At 41.3% G+C, this 26,755-nt stretch carries 23 protein-coding genes; 13 read left to right on the top strand and 10 right to left on the bottom strand.

Translation table 11 applies throughout. The features are described from left to right. Positions 1 to 14 precede the first annotated feature (14 nt). Positions 15 to 3,203 carry a DNA translocase FtsK gene (locus BJN41_RS07430; RefSeq protein WP_070154348.1) on the top strand — a complete coding sequence of 1,063 codons (3,189 nt, stop codon included), beginning with the start codon at positions 15 to 17 and terminating at the stop codon, positions 3,201 to 3,203. A 125-nt stretch (positions 3,204 to 3,328) separates the two neighbouring features. On the opposite strand, the gene BJN41_RS07425 is transcribed toward BJN41_RS07430, so the two are convergent. From BJN41_RS07425 to BJN41_RS07400, 6 genes are all read right to left on the bottom strand, one after another. Beyond that, entirely contained in the window at positions 3,329 to 3,616 is a 288-nt protein-coding gene (locus BJN41_RS07425; protein WP_004975291.1) for a PA4642 family protein, read from the bottom strand. A 93-nt stretch (positions 3,617 to 3,709) separates the two neighbouring features. After that, positions 3,710 to 3,982, bottom strand: coding sequence for a cell division topological specificity factor MinE (gene minE, locus BJN41_RS07420; protein WP_004975292.1), 273 nt, complete (start codon positions 3,980 to 3,982; stop codon positions 3,710 to 3,712). 2 nt (positions 3,983 to 3,984) lie between these two features. Then, positions 3,985 to 4,797, bottom strand: coding sequence for a septum site-determining protein MinD (gene minD, locus BJN41_RS07415; protein WP_004975294.1), 813 nt, complete (start codon positions 4,795 to 4,797; stop codon positions 3,985 to 3,987). A 68-nt stretch (positions 4,798 to 4,865) separates the two neighbouring features. After that, entirely contained in the window at positions 4,866 to 5,588 is a 723-nt protein-coding gene (gene minC / locus BJN41_RS07410) for a septum site-determining protein MinC (protein ID WP_070154291.1), read from the bottom strand. Between the two features lie 143 nt (positions 5,589 to 5,731). After that, on the bottom strand, positions 5,732 to 6,790 hold the full coding sequence (locus tag BJN41_RS07405; RefSeq protein ID WP_070154289.1) for a hypothetical protein: 1,059 nt from the start codon (positions 6,788 to 6,790) through the stop codon (positions 5,732 to 5,734). Between the two features lie 15 nt (positions 6,791 to 6,805). Beyond that, positions 6,806 to 7,732 carry an acyltransferase gene (locus BJN41_RS07400; protein ID WP_070154287.1) on the bottom strand — a complete coding sequence of 309 codons (927 nt, stop codon included), beginning with the start codon at positions 7,730 to 7,732 and terminating at the stop codon, positions 6,806 to 6,808. Positions 7,733 to 7,988: 256 nt separating this feature from the next. Between BJN41_RS07400 and BJN41_RS07395 the strand changes: the two genes are divergently transcribed. The 10 genes from BJN41_RS07395 (at position 7,989) to BJN41_RS07350 (ending at position 18,300) form a co-directional block, all read left to right on the top strand. Further along, entirely contained in the window at positions 7,989 to 8,642 is a 654-nt protein-coding gene (locus BJN41_RS07395) for an OmpA family protein (protein ID WP_070154285.1), read from the top strand. Between the two features lie 178 nt (positions 8,643 to 8,820). After that, positions 8,821 to 10,860, top strand: a complete 2,040-nt coding sequence (locus BJN41_RS07390; RefSeq protein WP_019838281.1) for a UvrD-helicase domain-containing protein — start codon at positions 8,821 to 8,823, stop codon at positions 10,858 to 10,860. Between the two features lie 90 nt (positions 10,861 to 10,950). Next, positions 10,951 to 11,403, top strand: a complete 453-nt coding sequence (gene dut, locus BJN41_RS07385; protein WP_070154283.1) for a dUTP diphosphatase — start codon at positions 10,951 to 10,953, stop codon at positions 11,401 to 11,403. 220 nt (positions 11,404 to 11,623) lie between these two features. Next, the gene (locus BJN41_RS07380) at positions 11,624 to 13,066 is read left to right on the top strand and encodes a phosphomannomutase/phosphoglucomutase (protein WP_070154281.1); all 1,443 of its coding nucleotides are present in this window, start codon (positions 11,624 to 11,626) and stop codon (positions 13,064 to 13,066) included. 10 nt (positions 13,067 to 13,076) lie between these two features. Further along, positions 13,077 to 13,982 (top strand): acetylglutamate kinase, encoded by a 906-nt coding sequence (gene argB, locus BJN41_RS07375; protein ID WP_019838284.1) that lies wholly within the window; start codon positions 13,077 to 13,079, stop codon positions 13,980 to 13,982. Positions 13,983 to 14,191: 209 nt separating this feature from the next. Beyond that, positions 14,192 to 14,992 carry a GNAT family N-acetyltransferase gene (locus BJN41_RS07370; protein ID WP_070154347.1) on the top strand — a complete coding sequence of 267 codons (801 nt, stop codon included), beginning with the start codon at positions 14,192 to 14,194 and terminating at the stop codon, positions 14,990 to 14,992. A 148-nt stretch (positions 14,993 to 15,140) separates the two neighbouring features. Beyond that, positions 15,141 to 15,989 carry a class II glutamine amidotransferase gene (locus BJN41_RS07365; RefSeq protein WP_070154279.1) on the top strand — a complete coding sequence of 283 codons (849 nt, stop codon included), beginning with the start codon at positions 15,141 to 15,143 and terminating at the stop codon, positions 15,987 to 15,989. A 262-nt stretch (positions 15,990 to 16,251) separates the two neighbouring features. Beyond that, complete coding sequence (locus BJN41_RS07360; RefSeq protein ID WP_026438250.1) at positions 16,252 to 16,707, top strand: bacteriohemerythrin; 456 nt, start codon at positions 16,252 to 16,254, stop codon at positions 16,705 to 16,707. Between the two features lie 190 nt (positions 16,708 to 16,897). Next, positions 16,898 to 17,983, top strand: a complete 1,086-nt coding sequence (locus BJN41_RS07355) for a hypothetical protein (protein WP_070154277.1) — start codon at positions 16,898 to 16,900, stop codon at positions 17,981 to 17,983. Further along, the gene (locus tag BJN41_RS07350) at positions 17,980 to 18,300 is read left to right on the top strand and encodes an RnfH family protein (protein ID WP_070154276.1); all 321 of its coding nucleotides are present in this window, start codon (positions 17,980 to 17,982) and stop codon (positions 18,298 to 18,300) included. The genes BJN41_RS07355 and BJN41_RS07350 overlap by 4 nt, the downstream gene beginning before the upstream one ends. A 55-nt stretch (positions 18,301 to 18,355) precedes the next feature. On the opposite strand, the gene BJN41_RS07345 is transcribed toward BJN41_RS07350, so the two are convergent. Next, complete coding sequence (locus tag BJN41_RS07345; RefSeq protein ID WP_004975323.1) at positions 18,356 to 18,754, bottom strand: outer membrane protein assembly factor BamE; 399 nt, start codon at positions 18,752 to 18,754, stop codon at positions 18,356 to 18,358. Between the two features lie 117 nt (positions 18,755 to 18,871). Between BJN41_RS07345 and fur the strand changes: the two genes are divergently transcribed. Then, a complete protein-coding gene (gene fur, locus BJN41_RS07340; protein ID WP_019838290.1) occupies positions 18,872 to 19,309 on the top strand; it encodes a ferric iron uptake transcriptional regulator in 438 nt (145 codons plus the stop codon). 63 nt (positions 19,310 to 19,372) lie between these two features. Here the strand turns inward: fur and BJN41_RS07335 are convergent, their stop codons facing one another. Together BJN41_RS07335 and BJN41_RS07330 are read right to left on the bottom strand one after the other, a co-directional pair. Further along, the gene (locus BJN41_RS07335; protein WP_019838291.1) at positions 19,373 to 20,491 is read right to left on the bottom strand and encodes a PilT/PilU family type 4a pilus ATPase; all 1,119 of its coding nucleotides are present in this window, start codon (positions 20,489 to 20,491) and stop codon (positions 19,373 to 19,375) included. 21 nt (positions 20,492 to 20,512) lie between these two features. After that, on the bottom strand, positions 20,513 to 21,550 hold the full coding sequence (locus BJN41_RS07330; protein WP_019838292.1) for a type IV pilus twitching motility protein PilT: 1,038 nt from the start codon (positions 21,548 to 21,550) through the stop codon (positions 20,513 to 20,515). Positions 21,551 to 21,674: 124 nt separating this feature from the next. Between BJN41_RS07330 and BJN41_RS07325 the strand changes: the two genes are divergently transcribed. Further along, positions 21,675 to 22,364: a YggS family pyridoxal phosphate-dependent enzyme gene (locus BJN41_RS07325; RefSeq protein ID WP_019838293.1), complete on the top strand. Its 690-nt coding sequence runs from the start codon at positions 21,675 to 21,677 to the stop codon at positions 22,362 to 22,364. A 774-nt stretch (positions 22,365 to 23,138) separates the two neighbouring features. Here BJN41_RS07325 and BJN41_RS07315 read toward each other — a convergent pair. Then, the gene (locus BJN41_RS07315) at positions 23,139 to 26,750 is read right to left on the bottom strand and encodes an AAA family ATPase (protein WP_070154274.1); all 3,612 of its coding nucleotides are present in this window, start codon (positions 26,748 to 26,750) and stop codon (positions 23,139 to 23,141) included. Positions 26,751 to 26,755: the final 5 nt, after the last annotated feature.

Below are 26,755 nucleotides of genomic sequence, written 5' to 3'. Positions count from 1 at the left end.
CGACAGGACAATATATGACTGCGGTGTCGGGTGCTTATGCACATCGCTTAATAGCGACATTATTTTTGGTCTCTTTTGGAATATATCTGTTCCTTGCAACGGTGACCTATACTCCATTTGACCCAGGTTGGATGCACATTTCCAGTGACACCCAACAGGTTTCAAATGCGAGTGGAATCGCAGGTGCGTGGATTGCCGATTTACTGTTTGGCTTTTTAGGTTGGGCGAGTCTGCTTCTTCCTGCTTATTTTTTTATTGAAGCCTTACAAGTCTGGTGGCCACGTAGTTTTTTAAACCGTCCATTTCGTTATGCTGCACAATTCTTCATTTTATTGGCAACAGCAAGTTTGCTGTATTTATTTTGGCAAGTACCTGCCGATACGTTAGACAATGCCTCAGGCGGCATCATTGGTTTTGAACTTGGGAAAAGTTTATCGCAAATTTTAACCATTTATGGAGCAACACTTTTTTTAGTCGTCTTTTGGATTTTCTTATTTACCCTCGCATTTGGGGTGAAGTGGAACAGAACGTGGGCAACTTTAAAAGCTACACCTGCTTATCTGCAAGATTTGTTCTATCGCAATGTACCTGAAGCAGAATCTGACTTTGACCGTTCTACACCACAGGTGAAAAAGACCGTTGTCGCTGCTGCACCTGTGGTTGCTGTTGAAGTGGCATCAACTGATTTAGAAGCAGCAAGTGAACCCGTGGTTGCACAGGCGAAAGAAGCTGAAACAACTGCGCCACATCCTGCGGCAGAGCGTATGTTTAATCACATGCAGCAACGTGAAGAAGAAGAGCAACAGGCGCAGCAACAGCTATTGGTGCAAGATGAAATTGATGATGTTGAGTTAGAAAAAACCATCGAAAAGGCGCATCGCTTAGAACAAGATAGCCAGCGTATTGTTGCGACAGGCGAAGTGTGGCGTGCTTTACAAGAAAATACCGACAGTCAGCATAACCAAGACATTCATGCATTATTACGTGCTTCTGAAGAACCAGAGCCACATCTACAATCGAATCCTTTTGATGATGTGCGTCCTGGATCTGCTGCATCTCAAGCCACTGCAAAATCTTCGTTAGATTGGGATGATGATCAAATTTTTGATGAATTGCTCGCAGCAGTTCCGCAAGGCAAAGCTGCAAGTGATTTACACAGCCCATTCCAAAACAGCGGGGCAATGGATACTTTAGATGAGTCTGTGACCCAGCAAGAAACAGTGCATCCGCACTCGAATCCTACGGCTCACAATTTTAACGATGATCTCAGCAGATTTGAGTCAGATTTTAACCCGCCATCGTCAAGTGCTTCGAATACGCAAAATCATGCTGTACGCCAAGAGCGCCATTTGCAGCATGATTTAGACAGTTTAGATGACTTGTTGGTGGATGATCTTTTGGGTGATGAGTTACAGCAAGATGCATTTCAAGATCAAGCGCCTGTAGCGCGTAGTACCAGTAGCTATGCACAAAGTTCTGCTTTTGTTCAGGCACCTATTCAGACGGCAGCCACTGCCGCAGTGATGGCAAACGCAGCGACTGCTACACAGGCTGAACAAGCAGAAAAAGTGGCGTTATCCAAAGAAGCATTTATCGAAGCTTGGCAGGAAACCGCAGGCAAACCACTAGACGAAGATGACTTTGATTTTGATGCGCCCTTGACCGATGCACATGGTCGTCCGATGTCCCGCGCCATGCAGGTTGCAGAAAAACGTCGTGATCTTTCTCCGCTTCCAGGTTTGGATTTGCTCGATAAAGTCGATCCAAACAAAAAAGTGAACTTCACTGCAGAACAATTATCGCGCTTGTCGGAATTGCTGGAAATTAAATTACAGGAATTTAATGTCAAAGMCAAAGTGGTTGAAGCACAGCCTGGCCCTGTTGTGACCCGTTTTGAGCTGGATTTGGCACCCGGGGTCAAAGCGTCGAAAGTGACCAATATTTCCCGTGACTTAGCGCGTTCAATGTCAATGGCATCGGTACGTGTGGTCGAAGTGATTCCGGGCAAGCCGTATATTGGTATTGAGGTACCGAATAGTTCCCGTGAAATGGTACGTTTGATTGAGTTATTACAAACGCCTGCTTTTGAAGATCCAAACGGCATTTTATCTATGGCGATGGGGAAAGATATTTCAGGCAATCCCGTGATTACTGAATTGGGCAAAGCACCGCACATGCTCGTAGCAGGGACGACGGGTTCAGGTAAATCGGTGGCAGTGAACTCGATGATTTTGTCGATGTTGCTGAAATATAAGCCTGATCAATTGCGTCTAATTTTGATTGACCCGAAACAACTGGAGCTCGCTAACTATAACGATATTCCACATTTGTTGACGMCTGTGGTGACTGACATGAAAGATGCGGTCAGCGMTTTAAATTGGTGTGTCAATGAAATGGAACGTCGCTATAAGTTGATGTCTTTCTTGAAAATTCGTAAATTAAGCGACTATAACCGTAAGGTTGAAGAATCTATTGCCAATGGTGAAGATTTAATTGATCCAACTTGGAAACCTAGCGATTCTGCAACGCAGGAACGTGCACCGCGCTTAACGCCATTGCCATCTATTGTCATTGTGGCAGATGAGTTTGCCGACATGATTATGCAAGTAGGAAAGAAAGCGGAAGAAATGATTACCCGTTTAGCACAAAAATCACGTGCAGCAGGGATTCACTTACTTTTGGCAACTCAGCGTCCATCGGTAGATGTGATCACTGGTCTAATTAAAGCCAACATTCCAACTCGTGTGGCTTTACGTGTAAACTCAAAAATTGACTCACGAACTATTTTGGATGCAGGTGGCGCAGAAGATCTGCTCGGTCATGGTGACATGCTGTTTTTAGGGCCAGGTAAAATTGAACCAGAACGTGTACATGGTGCATTTATTTCGGATGATGAAGTCAACCGTATTTGTGATGCATGGCGTGAGCGTGGTGATCCTGACTATGTTGATGAAATCTTGACACCATTTGATGAAGAACCGTCTTCACGTGGTTTTGAAGATGGTGAGGGCAGTCCAGACCGTGATGTGCTATATGATCAGTGTGTGGCGTTTGTGCTAGAAACACGTAAAGTATCGACCTCATCTTTACAGCGGAAATTCAGCTTGGGCTATAACCGTGCAGCGCGTATTGTTGATCAGATGCAAGAGCAAGGTATTGTGAGCGAGCAGGGTGCAAATGGGAAACGTGAAATTTTAGTGTAAAGCTTCATTTTCTGTTTGATCTTGAATCAAGTACTGTAATAAAAAAATCCCGCAATTCAATATTGTGGGATTTTTTTAATTCAAGCGCTTTGGCTGAGTTTAGCCAGAGATTGTATTTAAACAGTTTAAGCAAACTTGGCTAAAACTGCTAAAAAACCATCTTTTTGACGTGGAAATTCAGCAATCACATCGTGAATACGTTGACCTTCAGGATTGGTGGCATTCACATCACGACCATCGGCAACAAATTGTGTCAATAGACGTTCATAGTCGCTTGGACGCATGTGTTTAAATGCGTGATAGAGTACGTGAAAATCTGCATTGACACCTGCAGGTGGTAACTGATTTAAGTAAGCAAACACACGTTCATCCGACCATGCTTCGTTAAAGGTTGCAGGTTGAGATAATGCCATAGCAATCTCCTTTATATTCTTTTGAAAAAATAGGGCAAAATAACTTGTGTTATTTTGCCCTGATTCAATTTGCTTGACTAATCAGTATTCAGATTATCGCTCTTCAGGCAAATTGATATTCATTTCTAGCATTTCAATATTGGCTTCTGAACGTACTGACATTTGAATGTGTTGTTCATCTACCCCACGCACGTAGCGGTTCACCACTTGCATGATTTCTTTCTTCATCTGATCAATTTTTTCTTGGCTTAAGCGTTTACCAAGACCTTGTTCAGAAGCAACAATCACTTTTAAGCGATCTTTTGCTGTTTGTGCGCTAGATGGCTTATCTTCACCGCTAAATAATTTGCTCCAAAATCCTGCCATGTCTACGCTCCAAATAATCGTGCTAACCAGCCCTTAGGTTTCGCTTCAATATGGCGAAACGGACGTTCTTCACCTAAGAATCGTGCAACCAAGTCATCATAAGCCTGACCTGCAGCAGCATCGCTATACAGAATGACAGGTTTACCTTCGTTTGATGCTTGAAGTACGCTCTTACATTCAGGAATTACGCCTAAAGTAGGTACACGTAAAATATCTTTAGAAATGTCATCAATCGTCAGCATTTCTTGTTTATCGGCACGTTCTGGGTTGTAACGTGTAATACACAGGTGCTTACGGATACGGCCTTCGTTTTGTTCTACTTTTTTAGTTTTGCTGTCTAGCATACCAATAATACGGTCAGAGTCACGTACTGAAGAAATTTCAGGGTTAGTCACAATAATCGCTTCATCGGCATGATACATCGCTAAAATAGCGCCGCGCTCAATCCCAGCAGGTGAGTCACAAATAATGTAATCAAACTCTTGTGCAAGCTCATCCATAATACGTGCCACGCCTTCATCGGTCAGGGCATCTTTATCACGGGTTTGTGAGGCTGGAAGAATATAAAGGTTTTCAATATCTTTATCGCGAATTAATGCTTGTTGTAAACGCGCTTCATTATTTAAAACATTCACAAAATCATAAACAACGCGACGTTCACAACCCATAATTAAGTCAAGGTTACGTAAACCCACGTCAAAATCGATAACAACAGTTTTGTGACCACGTAGGGCTAAACCTGTTGCAAAAGATGCACTTGTAGTGGTTTTACCTACGCCACCTTTGCCTGATGTTACGACAACAATTTTCGCCACCGAATCCACTCCTGTTATGGTTTAAATTCCCCTATATTTTTTGGGGATTTTTGGTGATTATTTATACATTAAAATTGTAGAGCTTCAAATACAAGCTCTTGGTTATCATTTAAGTAAATATGCACAGGTTTTTTGGTCACATGCTGTGGAATGTCATCCGCAACGCAATATGTGCCTGCAATAGATACCAATTCTGCTTCTAGGGAATGACAGAAAATTCGTGCTGCAATATTCCCGCCCGCGCCGGCAATGACTCTACCACGTACACTACCATAAATATGTATATTTCCTGAAGCAATCACTTCGGAACCGCTGTTAATGCCTGCGATTAAAATGATGTCGCCCTGATGCTGTACCAGACATTGACCTGTACGCAAAATTTCATCATGATACGACGTAATATGTGCCACCGCAGGTGTAGTTTCAGCGACTTGATTTTCAGTCTGTTGTTCTGCGGCAGGCTCAGGTTTAACTTCCACCACTTGTTCTTTGGTCGCTTTCACTTCTTGAAGTGGGCGGTCTTGTGAAATCACAGGAAATTGAATGGCACGTGCCTGATCGCCCAATAGTCCTTCAGTCACCGCAATTGGCTGTGCCTCTAAACTAATGAGTAATTGAATCAGTGCAATCAGTTCCTGTTCGACTGAACTTTCAATCACCACCAAAACGCCTGGTGGAAATGATTTTTGCAGCATTGGGTTTAGTTGCTGGCGGATCGCATCATGATCATTGGTGTCTAAGCTAATGCGAATTGCATTGACCAATCTGCCTTTTATCCGTATATCAGCCATAATAATTCCTTACCACTTCTAACCTTGCTGGTTGTTGAAGTCATTTTATAAATAGAGCAAATCCTAGAACAAATTGGGTAAATTCTCTAGTTCAGTTACTAAAAATATTTCACATTGTTTTAGCTAAAATTATTAAAAGACCTTTATGAAATATCGTGTTGTTGTCCTTCATTTAAAATTTGTTGCCATTGTTTAACTTTTACTTGTTTGCGAATCGCTTCTAAAGTTTCAAATATTGCCGATTCTACTAATTTATCAATATGTTGATTATGTTCAATTTCAATCTGACTAATTTTTTCAGCAATCATTAGATAAGTTGGATTTTGTACTTGTTGATTTTGCTGTGCAAAAGGTCCAATTAAACCTTGGGTGATATTTTCGCCCAATCGCTGTCCGATACTTTGAATTTGCTGTTCAATACGTCCACCGACCAATGGAATCAGGCGCAGTAATTGTGTCAGTTCAGGCGTATCTTCAATGGCTTGATTCACCACCAGTCCGACATTTTTCGCAATCATGTGACGCTGCATGTGTAATTCTTTGCCTAAGGATTCCTGCAAAATATCGGCTAGAGCAATCGCGAGTAATTGACGATGATGCTCGACCAAGTCATCAATAAATTGTTTGTGAGTAGTACTAGTGGTCAATTCACGTTGCACTCCATTGAGTACCGTGAGCACCACACGGCTACTGAGTTCTTCCATGAGCAAGTTGTAGTAAAAGTTGCCGCGTTTATACCAACTGTCTGGAATGACTTTATAGCCGTGACTATGCAGGTTGTAACCAATCGCGATGGCACGTAATAAACGTAAAAAACGCAATTGCGGAATGATCGCAAGAATTTCATACCAGTGAATAAACGGGAAAAACCACCAACGCTGATGATGTTTGAAAATAATTGCAATACCCCAACGTACGCATAACTCTACAATTAAAAACGTGGTAAACCAGCCTTCGGTAATTCCCACCCATGGGCGCAATTCTGCTCGATAAAATTGTAAAATTTCAGGCAGACGAATAAAGTCAAATAACCACTCACCAAAATCACTCATTAAAATGGCGTTGGCACTTAAGCAGAACAAGTTAAAGATGATTAAACCCATCAAAAACAAGTCATAGACCAAGGCAATTTTCCATCCCCATGAATCTTTACGCAGGGGATGAAAAGAGGATTTGATGACAGGTTCTTCTGACTTTTTCATGTTGTACCTGAATGGTTATGCAGTCGGGGCTGCAAGTTTTTGTTGCATGCTTTCAATCAGTTGGTCTTTTTCTAGCCAAAGTTCATGCACCCATTGCTGAAAACGTTCACGATATTCAGCATCATCTTCATAATTGCCGCCCAAGACCCAGTCTGGAATGTTGATTTTTCGTAAATTTACCGCAATGCGAGGAACTTCTCCGAGCCAGAACTCGCTGTAGCCTGGCACACCATCTGGGTAAACAATGGTCATATCCACCAAAGCATCAATTTGATCGCCCAAAATATTTAATGCCAACGCTAAACCGCCAGCTTTTGGCTTTAATAAATGTTGATAAGGCGATTGTTGTTGATCATGTTTTTCTTTAGTAAAGCGAGTGCCTTCTAAATAATTTAGCAAGGTAAAGGGCTGACTTAATAATTGTTGGCAGGCTTTACGTGCCTCTTGCATATCACGATCTTTCAGTGCTGGTTTTTTTTCAATTTGTGCTTTGCTGTGACGCTTCATCATTGGGAAGCCTAAAATTTTAAAGGCTTGACCCACAAAGGGAATAAAGATCAGCTCCCACTTGGTAAAAAAGCGGGTCAAAGGCATGCGGGTTAAACCAAAATATTGATTTACTGTGGTATCGACCCAACTTTGATGGTTACAGGTCATAAGATAACGACCTTGCATGCTCAGCTGCAAATTTTCATCAATGCTGATGTCCCATTGGGTATTGGGTAACACATGATCAATCAGCCAGTTATTTACACTGAGCCAACTGTTGGTAATTTGAATATTGGCTTCATCGACCTTACTTGACTGCTTGAACAGTTTGGTTAAGCCTAAAGCCAACACAGGAGGGCCGTGAAAAAATGTACTGCCAGTAATGACTGTACCCACCGTGAGTCCTTTTGTGATTTTTTTTAATAAAGGCTGTTTTTTTGCTTGCGATGACATATAAATCAATCCTGAAGATAAATCGTCCAATGCGTCACGTATTTGTAGATTACTCCACTATAAATGTTGTTTTTAAAATAAAAAAGTGTAGAAGTGAAAGTGTGTAGAAATTGTGATGAAGTTATACCCAGATTTGTACATGATCATGTATATTTGTAAGTAAAAGTTTTTTTATTAACAAAAAATCAATGGTCTAAGTATATTTTTTCATTCAATATTCAGCCTGTACAACAAAACACAAGTAAGGAGGCATGCCATGCGTGCATTAGCAATATCGACAGCAGTTGTAGGGGCAATGGTATTAACAGGTTGTCAATCGACTGGTAACAACCTTGGTGGTATGGAATATGACAAAACAGCGTTAGGCACAGTAATTGGCGCTGCTGCAGGTTATGGGGTCTCTAAAAGTAACGCAAACACAAGTGCACAAAACAACCGTGCTGCAGCGATTGGTGCTGTAGTGGGTGCTGGTGCGGGTGTTTATCTTGACAATAAAGAAAAACAACTTCGCCAACAAATGGCAGGTACAGGCGTAGAAGTAAACCGTAATGCTGATGGTTCTGTTGGCCTGATCATGCCAGGTAACATCACGTTTGATACGAACAAATCAAACATCAAACCAAACTTCTATTCTACCTTGGACAAAGTAGCGCAAACGCTCACCCAAGATAACAAGAGCGGCATTTTAGTGACTGGTTATACCGATAATACGGGTAATGACTCCATCAATATTCCATTGTCACAAGCACGTGCACAATCGGTTGCAAGCTACTTGGCTAGCCGTKGTGTATCAACTTCGCGTATTAATGTACAAGGTCAGGGTGCTGCAAACCCAATCGCATCGAACGCAACTGCACAAGGMCGTGAGCAAAACCGTCGTGTAGAAATCAGCATTTATGCGATCCAATAATCTGGCATTGTATAAACTGTAAAGAACCGCCTTCGGGCGGTTTTTTCATGTCAAAAATTTAGTGTTGTCTAGTTGCATACTCAGCAAATAGACAATGACGTTGAAAGCAGCATTTTAGATTAGTCATCTTAGTCTGAGATGACTATAATCAAGCTCGAACCGAAATAGAGGAAATACTATGTCACTGGCAAGTCAGTTAAACGACAAGCAACTTGAAGCGATGAAATACACTCAAGGACCCTTGTTAGTGCTTGCAGGGGCGGGTTCCGGTAAAACTTCGGTGATTACCCGAAAAATTGCCTATTTGGTTAAGCATTGCGGGATTCCTGCGCATCGTATTACAGCGATGACTTTTACCAATAAAGCAGCACGAGAAATGAAAGAGCGTGTGACCAAATTGTTGTCACGTGAAGAAGCTAAAGGATTATCGGTTTCGACTTTCCACACCTTTGGTCTGAACTTATTACGTTTTGAATTAAAACACACGCCGTTAAAAGCCAACTTCTCTATTTTAGATGCCGATGACTGCAAACGTATTTTGATGGATTTAATGCACCGCGATAATTTGTCGGGTGCAGAAAGCAAAGAATTGATTGCCAAAGCCATGAAGATGATTTCAGACTGGAAAAATGATCTGATTGCACCAGAGCAGGCGCATACCACCTGCGAAACGCCAGAAGACATCCAATTTGCACATTTATATCAACTTTATGAACGTAATTTACGTGCCTATAACGCGGTAGATTTTGATGATTTAATTGTAATGCCGACACGACTTTTGCAAGAAAATGCCGAAGTGCGTGACAAGTGGCAAAACCGTGTTCGTTATTTATTGGTCGATGAGTATCAGGATACCAATACCGCACAATATATCTTGGTGAAATTACTTGTAGGTGTGATGGGGCAGTTTACTGCGGTAGGTGATGACGACCAATCGATTTACGCGTGGCGCGGTGCGAAGCCTGAAAATATGGCCTTACTGAAAGACGATTTTCCAAATTTAAAAGTGATTAAACTTGAGCAAAACTATCGCTCGACTAGTCGTATTTTAAAAGCAGCCAACACTGTTATTGGTAATAATCCACATATTTTTGATAAAAAACTCTGGTCAGATAAAGGTCATGGTGAAGTGATTCGGGTGATCACTTGCCGAAACGATGATGATGAATCAGAACGCGTGGTGAAAGACTTACTCACCCATAAGTTAATGAACGGTAAAAGCTGGAAAGATTATGCGATTTTGTATCGTGGTAACTTTCAGGCGCGCATTTTGGAAACCCAATTACGCCAAATGCAAATTCCGTACAAGCTTTCAGGTGGTCAATCGTTCTTTGCGCGCGCTGAAATCAAAGACATCATGAGTTATTTGCGTTTGATTATTAACCCTGAAGATGACAGCGCATTCTTACGCATTATTAACACGCCTAAACGTGCGATTGGCCCTGTGACTTTGGAAAAACTAGGGCTGTTTGCACAGGAAAACCATTTGTCGTTATTGGCCGCCGCAGGTGATCAGCGCCTGACGATGGCAATTCCGAAAAAAGCCACGACACAGTTGGCAGAGTTTGCAGATTTTATTGGTAATTTTACCCGTAATTTATTGGAAGATGATGAGCCTGTGCCAATCATCCGTCAAATGATGCTCGAAGCAGGTTATATCGACTACATTAAAGAGCAAGCAGCCACCCCTGCGCAGGAAAAAACCAAGCTAGATAATATTGAAGTGCTGTATAGCAGCATCCAAAGTTTGATTAACCGTGCTGAAGATGTCGATGAAAAGAATATTGAAAGCGTGATTCGTAAAATGGTGCTGCTCGATATGCTCGAACAGCAACAGGAAGAAGAAGACACTGATAAAGTCAATTTATTGACCCTGCATGCGTCCAAAGGCTTGGAATTTCCGTACGTGTATTTGATTGGTTTGGAAGAAGAGCTTTTACCGCATAAAAACTCGATTGTGGCAGATACTGTCGAGGAAGAACGCCGTTTGATGTACGTGGGGATTACTCGTGCACGTCAGGGCTTAACCATTACTTTGGCAGAACAGCGCAAAGCGGGCGGGCAAATGAAACAAATGACCCCAAGTCGTTTTTTGGATGAATTACCACAAGATGAATTGGAATGGCTCGGACGTAAGAAAAAGTTAGCGGGTGATGTCGATCCGAAATTACAGGCACAGCATTATTTGGAAAATTTACGTGCCCTGATTAAGCGCTGAAAAAATTCAGCGGTGTTGATGCAAGTACAGCATCAAATGGCACATCGAAAAACGAAAGCACATTGAAAATTTAAAAGCAGGATAAATTTCATGAAAGTTCAAGTTAAAGTCTTAGATTCACGTTTAGGTACAGAATGGCCAATGCCAACTTATGCAACCGCAGGTTCGGCAGGTTTGGACTTACGTGCTTGTGTAGACAGCAGCATCGTGATTGAGCCAGGTCAAACTGTATTGGTCAAAACAGGTTTAGCGATTTATATTCAAGATACAGGTTTTGCAGGCATGATTTTGCCGCGTTCAGGCTTGGGTCACAAACATGGCATCGTGTTAGGTAACTTGGTGGGTTTGATTGATTCAGATTATCAGGGTGAGTTGATGGTTTCGGTTTGGAACCGTAGCCAAACTGCATTTAGTCTAGAACCTGGTGAGCGTTTAGCGCAATACGTTTTGGTACCTGTGGTGCAGGCTGAGTTTGAACAGGTGGATGAATTTGTGGCCACTGAACGCGGTGCAGGTGGTTTTGGGCATACGGGTAAAAACTGAGTTTACTGAGGTTTTAGCCTAAATCGTTTGGTAAGGTTTTACCTGAAACTTTACCAACAATTCTTGAAAAGTAACGAAAGATGTACTAATAATGACAAGTAAATCACTAGCTCTGATGAGACCATTGCACATCTATTAAAAAATCTAATTAGAATTTTCAAAATATCTCGAGCCAAGATTTATTCACTTTATGTTGGCTCATCTTTGTAGTTGTAAGCCTATGAACAATCCACAAACACTTTTTCCACAGCATATTTTTCGCGCTTACGACATACGTGGCAAAGAAACTGTGCTGACTGTGAAATTGATAAACGCGATTGCACAAGGATTGGTGCAACAATATCAACAAGAAAAGCAAACTCAAATTAGTATTGGTTATGATGCGCGTTTAAATAGTCCTGCTTATGCTGAAATTGTACGCCAGGTCTTTCTTGCCCATCAATTTCAAGTAAAGATGGTGGGTTGTTGTTCCAGCCCCATGTTGTATTTTATGGCACGACTTACGGCAGGCAATGGCATTATGCTTACGGCCAGTCATAATCCAAAATCAGACAACGGCATTAAATGGATAGTACAGGGCGAACCGCCAAGCCCTGAAATGATTCAACAAGTGGCACACGATGCAGCACCATATTATTTAAATACCGATGTAGCAACATTCCTTGAATTACAACAAGCTGACAATATCTCTCATGAATTTATTGAAGATGCGTGTCAGCAATATCAAAATGCGATATTGCAAGACCTTCATCTGGCACGCACTTATAAAGTTGTGTTGGATGGGATGTATGGCTCGGCTGGGCATTGCGCTGCTTTGGTTTTGCAAAAAATGTGCTGTGAGGTGATTGCTTTACGCTGCGAAGCCAATGGTCATTTTCCAGAGCATGCACCCGATCCATCTCAAGAAAAACACTTACAGCATTTAAAAAATGCGGTGCGTGAACATCAGGCAGACATTGGCATTGCTTTAGATGGCGATGGTGATCGTGTCGTCTTGTTGGATGAACGTGCAAATGTACTTTCTGCAGATCGCTTGTTGTCCTTATTTGCAGAAATGTGCTTAAAAACCCATCCTCAGCATCAAGTGGTGTTTGATGTAAAATGCTCCACCATGGTACGCAATACCGTTCGTGATTTGGGTGGCGAACCGGTGATGATTCGTACAGGTAGCACCTTCTTACGTCGTTATTTGGCTCAGTCACAAGACAAAGCAGTGTTCGGTGGCGAATACGCGGGACATTATGTATTTAATGATGGACGTGGTTTTGGCTATGACGATGGTATTTACGCCGCCTTGCGCGTGCTGGAATATTTAAGCCATAGTTCTTACAGCAGTCTTTCAGCACTGATGCAGAAATATCCTGAGCGTTGCTGCACCGAAGACACTTATATCAGCACACGTAATATTGAACCGAGTATGGTTTTAAATGATGTTGAAAGTTATAGCCATCGCAGTGGGGCAGAATTAAGTAAAATAGATGGTGTAAGACTTGATTTTGAAGATGGATTTGGCATTATTCGAGCATCTAATACAGGCGAATATTTTACGGTGCGTTTTGATGCCGATAATCCATCACGACTGAATGATATTCGCGATACATTTGTTTCCATGTTAAGTGAGCGATATCCTGAAATCGCCCAAGACATTTTAGATGCTCAATAAGGAGAGGCGAATGCCACATCAACAGACTGGTATCGACAAAGCGCAAATTTTGACCGAAGCTTTGCCGTATATTCAACGTTTTGCGGGCAAGACCCTTGTTGTGAAATATGGTGGCAATGCCATGACCGATCCTGAGCTAGAAAGTTCTTTTGCTCGTGATATTGTGTTGTTAAAAACCGTGGGCTTAAACCCAATTGTGGTTCATGGTGGTGGCCCACAAGTGGATTCTATGCTCAAGCAATTGGGACGTGAGTCTGACCGTATTGATGGTATGCGTGTCACCGATCCTGCGACCATGGAAGTTGTAGAGATGGTTTTGGGCGGAAGCGTCAACAAATCTATCGTCAATTTAATTAACCAACATGGCGGTCGTGCGATTGGTTTGACGGGTAAAGATGGTAACTTGATTCGCGCACAGAAATTATTGATGCAAAAAACCACTGAAACAGGCGAAGCACAACAAATTGACCTTGGCTTGGTGGGTGAAGTGGTTGGTGTCAAAACCGATGTGTTGGAAATGTTTACCAGCAGTGACTTTATTCCAGTGATTGCACCTTTGGGTGTCGATGATGCAGGCAATACTTATAACATCAATGCCGATTTAGTCGCAGGTAAAGTTGCCGAAGCATTGGGGGCTGAAAAGTTAATTTTGCTGACCAATATTTCGGGTGTATTAGACGAAAATAAAAAATTGTTAACCGGTTTGACCACTCAGGAAGTGGATCGTTTAATTGATATAGGTGTGATTTACGGTGGCATGATTCCCAAAGTGGGTTGTGCTTTGGATGCAGTCAAGGGTGGTGTAATCAGTGCACATATTGTCGATGGTCGTGTGCCACATGCTACTTTATTGGAAATCTTTACCGATCATGGTGTGGGAACTTTAATTACCAACCGTGTCCAAGTGCGTAAATGAAACTTTAGAAAATGATCCCTAAAAGAGCTTCTCAATTGAAGCTTTTTTTTTGTATAAGACTTTGAGCACAAAACTTAAATTTTGTTGATTAAGCATCCTTGAAATCGCTTTGACGCGATCCTGAAATCTTAAATTTTAGTCAGTGACACCGCAGTCATCATAGTGTCATGTCGCTGTCCTAGTGTAGGAGAAAACATGAGGTATCTATGATGTTACAAAAATTAAATCAGTATCGTCAGCAGTTTAGCTTTCCTATGGTGAAAGTGGGTAAAGCTCAGAAAAAAAATAGTAAAGCCACACAATATGCATTTGAATGGGTTGAAAATTTAAAGCAACTACAAGAAGTTCAGCGTTTTCGTGCAAAACAATTTTCCAAGCAATTTGGCATTGAATTTGAATCGGGTTTAGATCAGGACTTGTACGATTTTGGCTGTGAACACGCCGTACTTAGAGATAAATCTACGGGCGAAATTGTTGCCTATACCCGTTTAAAACTTTGGCAAGGGCATGAGCTTGCGAATAGTTATAGCGCGCACGAGTTCAAAATTATAGATGAGTTAGGCCATCTCTCGAATATTGTCGAAATGGGGCGTACTTGTGTGCATCCATATTATCGTTCAGGGAAAACACTCTCTATTTTATGGCTAAATTTAGTACCTAAAGTGTTATGGGAAATGCGTGCCAAACACCTGATTGGCTGTGTCAGTATTCGTTTAGAAGGCAATGAAGCGCGGGCTTATCATACTCATCAAGTGATTCAACAATTGGCTGAAAATCAGCGCTGCGATATTCAGTCACAGCAGCCGTTTGAGCCTAGTTGCCCGAGTCACAGTTTTAGCCAAGATGAACGAATTCCTAAATTGTTTGATGTTTATCTGAAAATGAATGCCAAGTTGTCTGAACAAGCATTTTACGATCGTGATTTTAACTGTTTGGACTATTTTGTTTTGTTAGATGTGAAACAGATGGCAAAGCATTTTATTCGCCAAAAGAAAGTAAAAGCATCATAACATCGTGATGAAATAGAGATTTCTACAGCACTGCATATTTATAGAATGGTGATGTAGAAATCTATTTATATTTTTCAGATTTGAATTATGTACATGGCTGATGCACAATAATCAGATAATTTCATTATTTGTATAAAGATAAGGCCTTATGTGTCAGTTGCTTGGAATGAATTGTGCGACACCTACCGATATTACCTTTTCATTTCGGGGATTTTCGCAGCGCGCAGGAATCACCTCAGACCATTCTGATGGCTTTGGCATTGCTTTTTTTGAAGATAAAGCTTGCCGTTTATTTGTTGATAACCAATCTGCAGTAGAATCACCCATTGCAGAATTGATCCGCAACTATCCCATCAAATCGCGCAATGTGATTGCCCATATTCGTAAAGCGACACAAGGCAAAATTAATTTAGAAAATTCGCATCCGTTTAGTCGTGAGTTGTGGGGACGCGAGTGGATTTTTGCCCATAATGGTGATTTACATGACTTTCATCCACATTTATCAGGTCGTTTTACCCCTGTGGGTAATACCGACAGTGAACGAGCATTTTGTTATTTGTTAGATCAATTGGTAAATCGTTTTGGTTATGATGAACCTAGCCTGACACAAGTTTTTGATCTATTAGTCGAAATATCTCCTACAATAGCAGAACATGGCACCTTTAATTTTTGTTTATCTAATGGTCAGGCATTATTTAGTTATGCAGTGACCAAATTACATTGGTTGGTACGCGCTTATCCATTTCAACCTGCACAATTAATTGATTTAGATGTTGAGGTCGATTTTAGCCAAGTCACCACAGCAGAGGATTGTGTGGCAGTGATTACCACCGAACCTTTGACTCAAAATGAAACATGGACTGCATTTCAACCAGGTGAAATGATTTTATTTCAACATGGACGCCCAATTAAAAGCCAAATGACACATATTGCGCGATTGGAACGAGAGCGTTTAAATCCTGAACTAAGACGGATGACCAAAGCAGATCAATATTAATTTATACGGGTATTCATGATTAAAAAATATCCGTTTTATTGTCGTATATTTCAAATAAAACAAGAATAAAAATGTATAAGTTGGTTAAATAATAACTTAGTCTTTTGGTAGACTATTTTGGTTTAAATTAATTTAAATCAATATGTTGAGTTGGTTTTTTGTGTTTTTAGTCAATCCCTACCAATTCACTTCATTTTTATTTAAGGTAAATACGTCTACCATTTACAGTGTGATTATTCATTTATTTCTGTAAGGTGGTCGTATGAAGATGAAATGGGTTCCAGAATACAACACTGGTATCGATGTGATTGACGATCAGCATAGACGTATCCTCGATTACATTAATGAAATTGTTGAAATTAGCGATGCCAGTGATCGAGCACGTGTAAAGCAGATTTTAGATAATATTATTGATTACACTCAGTCGCATTTTACCTTTGAAGAATCATTACAAGAAGAAGCTGGTTATAAATACCGCGTACCGCATAAACGTGTTCATGATTTATTCATTAAAAAAATTGAGTCTTATCGTGATCGTTTCGAAATGGGGCAATCCATTGAAAGCGAATTGCATGAAGTCCTATCAAAATGGTTAATTAATCATATTCAACACGATGACGCCGATTATGTAGGGGCTGTGAAAGAGAATATGATGGGCATTATTAAAGAAAATGAGAAGAAGAAAGGTAAAGGCTGGTTCGCACGTTTCTTCTCATAAGTCTGAAGCCATAAAAAATGAAAGAATAAAAATTATAAATTCGCGCAGCAAACTAGAGGAGTTGCTGACACTATCATCAATAGATGGAGTGTTAGCAGCCTCTCAGACAGTTTGCTTTTTTCTTTTTGAGGTTTTGCTTTTCCTTGATGACAAAGGCAAAATAGACCTAGATTTTTATTAGGACAGCGTCATGCAGGACAATGCTATGTCACGATGGTTATCGCCGCTGATGGCATTTGGTTTATCATTCATTATTATTGCTACACTCGCACCAATGACAGGTATTCAAGTTGAGCGTCAGCTCGACTTTTGGTTATTGTGGTTAGCAACCATGCTGATTTTGGCATTACCGATCACTTATTTGGAAATTGCCTTAGCCAAACGCTCAAAAACGACAGCATTACAAGCACTTTCAAGTTTAACTCGTGATGCCGATGCCTCTCAAAAATGGCGTTTGGTGGGCTGGCTTGCAGTGGTGTTCATTCCATTTTTAGCAGGCGGTTTGTTGTCTAATGCTGCGCAAATTTTAAATCAATTTGCCGCTGCGGACTTGGCTAGTCATGTCTTGTTTTTGATTGTGGCTGTTTTAGCACTGGCATTGTCATTATTGCCGCGTCAAATTTTATTGCTATGTACCGCTGTTGCTGTTGTAGCGGCTTTGGTTTTATCGATGGTGATGGGTTCAGAACTTCCTGCATGGCAAGTCACTTCAATTGAGTTTAGCGAATGGGGTAGTGCAACTGTTTTGGCTTTGGTGGCCAGTGGTTTAGGTATGGGCTTGTACTGGCAAACTAGCTTGCAGCAAGCACAGCAACAATCTGCAGCAACCGCAACGGTATTGCCAATTTGGATTGCACAGCTATTGGCCGTCTTTGCTTTCGCATTCTTTGCCGTGCAGGCACAAATTCCAGCTCTTGTTTTGGTGGTGGCAACTGTTGCAGCAGCAGCGGTTTTATTGCAATTGGCACGTGAACAATTAGCACAACGTCAAATGGTGGTTGCGATTCAGTGGATTGTATTGATTGCAGCAACTTTGGTTTGGGCAATGCCTGCCATGAGTCCAGTATTTAATTTTGCCTTGTTGCTTTGGGGCTTAGTCATTTGTTTGATTTACGCTATTTTTGCAGGCTGGATTATGAAAATCAGTCATCTGCGTAAAGCCATGAACTTTAGCAGTGAGGCATTTTATAACATTTGGCGTATTGCGGTACGTGTGGTGTTGCCTGTATCTATCGTAGTTGCAATAGTGGCGTTAATTGGACAGTGGTTCGGATGAGTCAAATGGCACAGGTGTGGGTGGCCTATGCCACACCCGAACAACAATGGCATATGACTGTTGCATTTCAGCAGGGCATGACCGTTTTGGATGCAATTCAGCAAAGTGGAATTGCAACAGCAACGACTTTATCTGAACCGTTGATGGTGGGTATTTTTGGTGTACGAGTTGAGCCGCAGCATGTACTTCAAGCAGGTGATCGGGTTGAGATTTATCGTGCTTTAACCATTAATCCGAAAGATATTCGTCGTAACCGTGCCGCAAAGAACCCTGTGGGACGTTATGCCAAAAGCAATCGCTTGAGACAATTGAAATGATTTCAAGACCCCTCAGATGAATTTCAGTGAGGGGTTTCTTTTTATTCTAAAGCGGCTATAGTGGAGGCGCGTTGAGAATCGCTTCTTTCGATCCTGGTAGACCAGGTTGAGATTCTGGAATCGTTTCCAAGCCTTCAACTTTTTCTACTATACCATTTTGATTGAAAAAGATTTTCAAATGCTGACCATGCGCGGCAGGGATCTTGGCTTTTTTAGCATAAGTTCCTGGGATATAGTTGTAAATGTAGTCCCACCGTAGCGGATTCATCGGATCGGCAATGGTTGGACTGCCCAGCAAAAAGCGAACTTGCTGATGACTCATACCGACTTGGACTTTAGACGCTTGAGCTTGGGTTAAAGGTGTACCCTGTGGAATATCGACTTTATAAACGCCCAAGGTCGAACAGCCTGCGAGCAGTGAAGTGACCAATAACGTCAACATGATTTTTTGCATTTTGCTACACTATCCCAAATTAATTATGATGCATTTGATCTTGATTCAGTGTTAGATCATACTGCATCTTAACTTTGTTGCATATTCCAACTTTAATTTTGTTGAGAGACCTTTTTCATGCCTATTTCAAACCAAGAATTACGCAAAGCTGGACTTAAAGTGACCCTTCCACGAATTAAAATCTTAGAATTATTAGAAAATTCAAAACAACATCATTTAAGTGCAGAAGAAATCTACAAAACTTTACTCGATCAGGGTGAAGATGTGGGTTTAGCAACTGTGTATCGTGTGTTAACACAGTTTGAAGCAGCGGGCATTATTGAGCGTCATAATTTTGAGAACAATCATTCAGTGTTTGAAATTATGCAGGAAGATCACCACGATCATCTCGTTTGCTTAAACTGTAGCAAAGTGGTTGAATTTATTAATGATACCATTGAAAAAGAACAGCATGATGTGGCAGAAAAATTTGGTTTTGAGCTTACAGGTCACTCGCTGAATTTATATGGTTATTGTGATGCGCCAGAATGTCGTGAAGCATTACGCAAAAAATAATTTACTAAACGTATAAAAAATAGGCTTGCGTATGCAAGCCTATTTTTTTGTGTTTAAGCGTTGTTATTGCCCATCGAAAGTAATATTCGAGGTTGCATGTAACAAGCGCTCGCCGCCTTCTTCGGCAAGTTTGATTTGTAGACGTAAATCGTTTGGCGAGTCGGCGTGTTTAAGTGCATCTTTATAACTAATTTGCTTGGCTTTATAGAGGTCGTATAAAGCTTGGTCAAAGGTTTGCATACCCAATTCACGTGAACGCTTCATTAGGTCTTTAATTTCATGCACATCACCTTTACGGATTAAATCTGCAACTAATGGTGAGTTAATTAAAATTTCAATCGCAGCTCGTCGTGAGTTGCCATCAATAGTTGGGATTAACTGCTGCGCCACAATTGCTTTCAGGTTTAGTGATAAATCCATGAACAACTGGTTATGACGGTCTGCCTCAAAGAAGTGAATAATACGGTCAATGGCTTGGTTAGCGTTGTTGGCGTGCAGGGTGGCAAATACCAAATGCCCCGTTTCTGCAAAGGCAATGGCATAATCCATGGTTTCGCGGGAACGAATCTCACCAATTAGAATCACATCAGGCGCTTGACGTAAGGTGTTTTTTAACGCAACTTCAAAGGAGTCAGTATCAATTCCGACTTCACGCTGGGTAATAATACAGCCTGCATGTTCATGCACAAATTCAATCGGGTCTTCAATGGTAATGATATGACCTTTGGAGTTTTGGTTGCGGTAACCAATAATAGACGCCAAAGAAGTCGATTTACCTGTACCCGTTGCACCTACAAAAATGATGATGCCACGTTTGGTCATCGCCAAATCTTTGAGAATAGGTGGCAGTTTCAAGTCATCCATGGCCGGAATTTTGGTTTCAATCCGACGCAGTACCATGCCCGGCTCATCACGTTGTTGGAATGCGCTGACACGAAAACGTGCTGTTTTTTCACGGTTGGTGATCGCAAAGTTACATTCACGGGTTTCGGCAAATTCCTTGCGCTGTTTTTCACTCATAATTGAGTTAAGTAACTGACCGATAATTTCACCTGTGAGCTTACTTTTTGCCACAGGTACAATTTGTCCATGAATTTTCATGGAAGGTTCAACATTGGCTGTAATAAACAAGTCTGATGCTTGTTGCTGAATCATTAAATTCAGTAAATCATTAAAGTCCATCGCGTATCTCGAATTTTAAACTTATAAGAATGATTCAGGTTGTTTTGCAACCGTTCGAGCTGTTTGTGGGCTAATCACACCGCGCGATACCAAGTTCTTCAAACTCTGGTCGAGGGTCGTCATACCGTAGTTGGCACCTGTCTGAATTGCCGAGTACATTTGAGCTACTTTATTTTCACGAATCAAGTTTCGCACCGCAGGAATACCAATCATGATTTCATGGGCTGCTACACGGCCACCGCCATTTTTCTTGAGCAAGGATTGTGAAATGACGGCTTGTAAAGATTCAGATAACATGGCGCGTACCATGTCTTTTTCTTCGGCAGGGAATACGTCAATCACACGGTCAATGGTTTTTGCTGCAGAGGTGGTGTGTAGCGTACCAAATACCAAGTGACCCGTTTCAGCAGCCGTCAGTGCCAAACGAATGGTTTCTAAGTCACGCATCTCACCTACTAGAATAATGTCAGGGTCTTCACGCAGTGCCGAACGTAATGCTTCGTTAAAGCCATGCGTATCACGGTGTACTTCACGTTGGTTGACCAAACATTTTTTAGATTGGTGTACAAATTCGATTGGGTCTTCGACGGTCAGAATATGGTCGTAGCGATTGTCATTAATAAAGTCAATCATCGCGGCAAGTGTGGTTGATTTACCTGAACCCGTTGGGCCTGTCACCAATACCAAACCACGTGGATATTCACAAATATCTTTAAAGATTTGTCCCATGCCTAAATCTTCAAGGGTCAAAACTTTAGAAGGAATGGTACGGAATACTGCACCTGCACCACGGTTTTGGTTAAATGCGTTCACACGGAAACGAGCCACGCCTGGGACTTCAAAAGAAAAGTCCGTTTCTAGATTTTCTTCATAATCACGACGTTGTTTATCATTCATAATGTCGTACACTAATTTGTGTACTTCTTTATGTTCTAATGCTGGTAAGTTAATTCGACGAACTTCACCATCCACACGAATCAGTGGTGGCATGCCCGCAGATAAGTGTAAATCCGAAGCGCCGTTTTTAGCGGAGAACGCCAATAATTCTGTAATATCCATGAAAGTCCCCGAGATCAATTAAATCTTAATTATTTTGATAGAATAATACGGCTTTCCATCAGCTTAACCAACTGTTAGTTGCTGGACAAGGTAAAAAAAGATGAATGAAATGAGAAATGCATCAATGAATAATCTGCAGCTTATGCGCACTCAGGTTTTGCAACAAATTCAACAGGCATGCCAGTTGGCACAGCGCGAGCCAAATACGGTGCAATTGTTGGCAGTGTCTAAGACTCATCCGAGTGAAGCCTTGCGTGAAATGTATGCGACAGGGCAGCGCGCTTTTGGCGAAAATTATTTGCAAGAAGCTTTGGATAAAATGCAGGCCCTGAGTGATTTAGAAATTGAATGGCACTTTATTGGGCATGTGCAGCGCAATAAAACCAAACATTTGGCAGAAAAATTTGCATGGGTGAATGGGGTAGATCGTTTGATTATTGCCGAGCGTTTATCGAATCAGCGCGATGCTCAACAAGTGCCCCTGAATATTTGTTTACAAGTAAATATTGATGCGCAAGACACGAAGGATGGTTGTCAGCCGAGCGAAGTTGCAGAATTAGTCCGACAGATCAGCCAATTACCGCATTTAAAACTACGCGGTTTGATGGTGATTCCTGCGCCCAATCACCCGCAAGCTTTTCAGGATGCCAAACAATTGTTTGATGCAGTGAAAGCACAACATGCACAACCTGAAGATTGGGATACTTTGAGTATGGGGATGTCGGGCGATTTAAATGCAGCAATTGCAGCAGGTTCAACTATGGTACGGATTGGTACAGCATTGTTTGGTGCACGTGACTATTCCAAGGCTTAATTGCTAGATGAACAAAGAATCTGCCAAGATTTTGCAAACATTATCTTGTACGTTTTGGCTGACATGAAATGCGGAATTTTGCGGCTAGTGCTGAAGGGTGGATTTTCTTAATATGAACTTATCGGGAAACAGGGAGTTTCCTAAATAAGAAGAATAAGAAATAGAACAACACGGAAGTGCTTGGTACGACAGGAGTTATACCAAAAACTGAATCTAGAAAGCCTCGATAGGATGTCGAGGCTTTTTTAGTTTTGTGTCGTAAAGCTGTCAAAGTTTTGGCTTGTTTAGATTATTTTTAATAACCTTCACGATTTTTAGAAAGCGCCACTTCCGTCCAGTAAATAGGTGAAATAGACATTCAAGATTTATTCTCTATCCAGATTCGAATACGTGCTATTAGTAAAAATAACAAAAAACAGAACTGAAAGAAGCCTGTGAAAATGATGATCCAACCGCTATTTCCTGGTGTTTTTCTTGCATCCAACTCAATGACTAAAGTGCAGACGGTGAGGATGATTTCAAAAATTAAAACCGCTTTAAAAACCCAAGGTTTAGGGAAACGTATTAACCATGTGAGAAAAATAATACTTAAACAGGGCAATACAGCAAAGAGAATAATCGTTTTTATATCCATAAAATTAAGTACTTAAAGTGTGGGTGATTTTAAAATCAACCCAATATAACTTCAGGGAAGCCTAAAATCTGAAATCTCACGGTCATCTCAATAATTCTTCAATCGACAAATAATCTTCAGATTTTAGGCAGTATTGGCTTTTAACCCATCACATTGACTTCACTTGCTCCTGCACCCACAGGTTTGACTTGAATTTGCACAGGAATTCGTTCGTGCATTTCCTGAATATGCGAAATCAACACTACTTTACGTCCCTGACTTTGCAGATGGTCTAAGGCATTCATCACCATATGCAAGGAAGTCGGGTCGAGTGTGCCAAAGCCTTCATCAATAAATAGTGATTCCAGTTTCATTGAACCAGATGCCATATTGGCAATTGCCAGTGCCAAAGCCAAAGAAACTAAAAAGGTTTCCCCACCAGATAAAGACAGGACAGGGCGAATTTCACTGTTCATGTCTAAATCAATAATCGCCAAACCCAAACTGTCAGGAATACGATGCAATTGATAACGCGAACTGAGTGGTAGTAATTGCTGATTGGCGTATTCCACCAAAATATCCAAGTGATGTTCTTGGGCAATTTTCTTAAATTTTGTCCCTTCTTTATGCCCAATTAAATCGTAAATACGTCCCCAACGATATTCTTCAGCTTTGATACTTTCAATTTGAGTCTGGTAGGCTGCAAAAATCCCCTGATTGGTGCGATTCAGGCGTAGTTGCGCCTCAATGTCATTATAGTCTTGCTGTTGTTTGACTTTGTCTGTTTGCAGTGCAGAAAGTTGAGTAGTGACTTCGTCAAAACTTAATTGCGGCTGTTGTTTTAAGTGCTTTTGATATTGCTCTTCTAACGTTTGCCAAGCTGTTTTAGCACTTTCTAGAGTGTTTTGCTGTTGCTGTAGCATCTTGCGTATTTGCTGATGTTCAGCATAAGAAATTTGTAAACATTTATCAATGATGCTGGCTTGAAAGTGCGTGTGTGTCGCTTGCCAAGTTGCAATGTGATGCTGACATTCAGTGTGTTGCTGCATGCGCTGTTGAATTTTACTGTCCAAACCATGTTTTTGTAGTTGTAAGTCTTTTAACACCTGTTCTGCTTGGTTGAGTGCAGTTCGTTGTGTGCTAAGTGCAAGACTTAGTTGCTGTTGTTGCTGATCTAAAGCCTGCTGCCATTCTTGATAGGTCTGATATTCACATCCCGCATGAGTTCTTGTAAGCTGCTTAATTTGATCACGCAGCTCACTTCCTGCAGTTTTAATCTGCTGCAGTTGTAGGGTTTTCTCTGCATGTTGCTGTTGTAAAAATAGCAACTTTTCTTGCACTTGCTGCTGTTGTTGAGTCAGTTGTTCAATCGTTTTGCTCAGTTGAACTTGCTGCTGCTGTAAGTGGTGACGTTGTTCTAACAGTTGCAAGGCATGTTGATAGTACTCAATTGGTTGATTGAGCCAAGCGTTTCTTTGCTCCGTATCCAAAAGTGACAAAATAGGCTGTAAACGCTGAGCGAGGTCTTGGCGTTGTTGAATAKCATATTTGAGTTGTTCTGCCTGCTGTGCAGCATTGCGCCATTGTTTCAGGGTATCGTTTGCTTGTTGAATACTCTGCTGCAAGTGTTGAGTGGATTGATGTGTTGTTGCCCAATGTTGCTGTACGCTTTCAATTTGCTTTGCAACAGGCAGCGCCGCATCCACATCTAATGATAAGGATGCTGTAAGCTGTTGTACCAATGTCTGCTGCTGCTCAAGTTGCTGTTGCAGCTCCAGTTTACGTTGTTGTTGTTGCTGATAAATTGCATTGTATTGACTGCAATCACGCTCCAATTGCTGTAACTGTTTTTGAGCATGCTCAAATTCAGTTTTGGCTTGCTGCAATTGCTGATCCTGCAATTGGTTTAAAGCATCACTGAGTAAGTTTTCATGCTGAATAAACGGATGTTCAAGGCTGCCACACACCATACAAGCTTCATTCGGTTTTAATTGGGCGCGTAAATCCTGCACACTTTGATGCTGCAATAAACGCTGTTGTTCAAAAATCTGCTGTAATTGTTGCAAGGCTTGTTCAGCAATTTGCACTTGCTGCTGTTGGGTTTGAATTTGAGTCTGTGTCTGCTGTTGCAAGCTTAAAGTTTCTTGCTGACGCAGTTGTAACTGCTCAAATAAGGTGATCTGTTGTTGCCATTGTTCAAGTGCTTGTTGCATGCGCTCTAAAACATGCATACTCTTTAAAGCATGTTGTAATTGCTGTTGCTCTGCCGTGAGTTGTTGCTCAAGTTGTTCAGGGTGTTGATATTGTTTTTCCCAAACTAAAAGTTGTTGTTGTATATGTTGTTGTTGCTCAATTAAAGCATCTAATGCAGATTGGAATAGCGTAGGGTTTTGCTGACGTAGCTGCTGTTCAAGCTGCAAATAATCTTGCAGACGTTGCAACGTAAGGGCTAAATTATCATCAAAATTTGCCCATGCTGCAGTCTGTTTGAATTGCTGTTGTAAATGTTGCTGTTGTTGTTGCTCGGTTGCAAGTTGAGTCGTCAGTTGCTTCAAATTATTTTGCACAGGCTGAATTTGCTGCTCTGCAAATAATTTTTGTGCAGCATCCAAAGCGGTATATTGTTGAAGTTTGCTAGAAATTTCATGTTGTAACTGTGCCGCAATTTCAAGTTGTGGTTTCAATTGTTCAACATGCTGCTGCCATGCCTCAAGTTCTTTCTCCGCTTGCTGTTGCTGACTCTTCGCTTGCTGTTGTGCGAGTTCTGCTTGTTGCAAGTTTGGTTCAAATTTCAAAAGCTGCTCATTTAGGTTTTTTAGCTCGTTGTCCGCTTGCTGACGTAAGACAAATTGCTCTCGGATGGTTTGAAATTTATCTAAATGTTTGAGCAATTGTTTTTGCGAAGCGAGCTTAAGATCAGCATCGACTTGAACATCGTATATTTCTTTTTTAGCTTGGGTGCTGGCATAGAGTTCATGGCAATCTTTGTGCCATTTCACATCATTTTCATACAGTTTTTCGGTTTGGGTCAACAAAGCTAACTGCTGACTCAGCTCATGTTTTTGGGCTTCTAAACCTTTCAGTGTTTCCTCGCTGAGGAGCACCACATGCCCCATGACATTTTCAAGATCTGTCCTTTTTTGTTTAATTTCACTAAATTTAACGGCTGCACGTTTACTGACTTCGGTAAAAATTTGCGAATTGGTTAAATATTCAAGCAAATCTGCCCGTTCATGGTCTTTGGCTTTTAGAAATGCCCCGACTTCCGATTGTGCCAATAATACTGCGCGTGTGAATTGTTCAAAACTAAGGCCAATCAGTTGTTCTACAATCGGCGTGGCTTCTGAAATTTTTTGATTTAAAACCCGTTGCTCATCTAGACAGGTAATGGCACGTTCAACTTTTAAGTTTCCATCCACTTTATTATGTGCACGGCGAATTTGCCAACGTGCCGAATAGCGTTTTTGATCGAGCGCGATAAATTCAAGTTCTGCAAAGCCAGAAGTCGTACCACGACGTAAAATATGCTTAGAGTCTTTTAAGGAAATTTCTTTGCCTGCGGTATCGGTCAGACTGCCTGTAGCACCTCTTAAACGTGGAATTTCATCATAAAGTGCCAAACACATGGCATCGAGCAAGGTTGATTTACCTGCACCCGTTTTGCCCGTAATTGCAATTAAACCTGCCTGTGCCAGTGGCTCTTCTTCAAAATTGATGACATGGGTGCCTGCCAAAGATGCCAAATTATTTAAACTTAGACGTAAAATTTTCATGGCAA

Source organism: Acinetobacter towneri (assembly GCF_001758345.1).
Classification (GTDB): Bacteria; Pseudomonadota; Gammaproteobacteria; order Pseudomonadales; family Moraxellaceae; genus Acinetobacter; species Acinetobacter towneri_A.
This window is presented reverse-complemented; position numbering and strand designations above follow the sequence as displayed.

Coding starts and splice junctions, on each gene's coding strand:
- BJN41_RS07425 (WP_004975291.1), bottom strand. CDS start 3,616: ATGGCATTATCTCAACCTGCAACCTTTAACGAAGCATGGTCGGATGAA.
- minE (WP_004975292.1), bottom strand. CDS start 3,982: ATGGCAGGATTTTGGAGCAAATTATTTAGCGGTGAAGATAAGCCATCT.
- minC (WP_070154291.1), bottom strand. CDS start 5,588: ATGGCTGATATACGGATAAAAGGCAGATTGGTCAATGCAATTCGCATT.
- BJN41_RS07405 (WP_070154289.1), bottom strand. CDS start 6,790: ATGAAAAAGTCAGAAGAACCTGTCATCAAATCCTCTTTTCATCCCCTG.
- BJN41_RS07400 (WP_070154287.1), bottom strand. CDS start 7,732: ATGTCATCGCAAGCAAAAAAACAGCCTTTATTAAAAAAAATCACAAAA.
- BJN41_RS07390 (WP_019838281.1), top strand. CDS start 8,821: ATGTCACTGGCAAGTCAGTTAAACGACAAGCAACTTGAAGCGATGAAA.
- dut (WP_070154283.1), top strand. CDS start 10,951: ATGAAAGTTCAAGTTAAAGTCTTAGATTCACGTTTAGGTACAGAATGG.
- BJN41_RS07380 (WP_070154281.1), top strand. CDS start 11,624: ATGAACAATCCACAAACACTTTTTCCACAGCATATTTTTCGCGCTTAC.
- argB (WP_019838284.1), top strand. CDS start 13,077: ATGCCACATCAACAGACTGGTATCGACAAAGCGCAAATTTTGACCGAA.
- BJN41_RS07370 (WP_070154347.1), top strand. CDS start 14,192: ATGTTACAAAAATTAAATCAGTATCGTCAGCAGTTTAGCTTTCCTATG.
- BJN41_RS07365 (WP_070154279.1), top strand. CDS start 15,141: ATGTGTCAGTTGCTTGGAATGAATTGTGCGACACCTACCGATATTACC.
- BJN41_RS07360 (WP_026438250.1), top strand. CDS start 16,252: ATGAAGATGAAATGGGTTCCAGAATACAACACTGGTATCGATGTGATT.
- BJN41_RS07355 (WP_070154277.1), top strand. CDS start 16,898: ATGCAGGACAATGCTATGTCACGATGGTTATCGCCGCTGATGGCATTT.
- BJN41_RS07350 (WP_070154276.1), top strand. CDS start 17,980: ATGAGTCAAATGGCACAGGTGTGGGTGGCCTATGCCACACCCGAACAA.
- BJN41_RS07345 (WP_004975323.1), bottom strand. CDS start 18,754: ATGCAAAAAATCATGTTGACGTTATTGGTCACTTCACTGCTCGCAGGC.
- fur (WP_019838290.1), top strand. CDS start 18,872: ATGCCTATTTCAAACCAAGAATTACGCAAAGCTGGACTTAAAGTGACC.
- BJN41_RS07335 (WP_019838291.1), bottom strand. CDS start 20,491: ATGGACTTTAATGATTTACTGAATTTAATGATTCAGCAACAAGCATCA.
- BJN41_RS07330 (WP_019838292.1), bottom strand. CDS start 21,550: ATGGATATTACAGAATTATTGGCGTTCTCCGCTAAAAACGGCGCTTCG.
- BJN41_RS07325 (WP_019838293.1), top strand. CDS start 21,675: ATGAATAATCTGCAGCTTATGCGCACTCAGGTTTTGCAACAAATTCAA.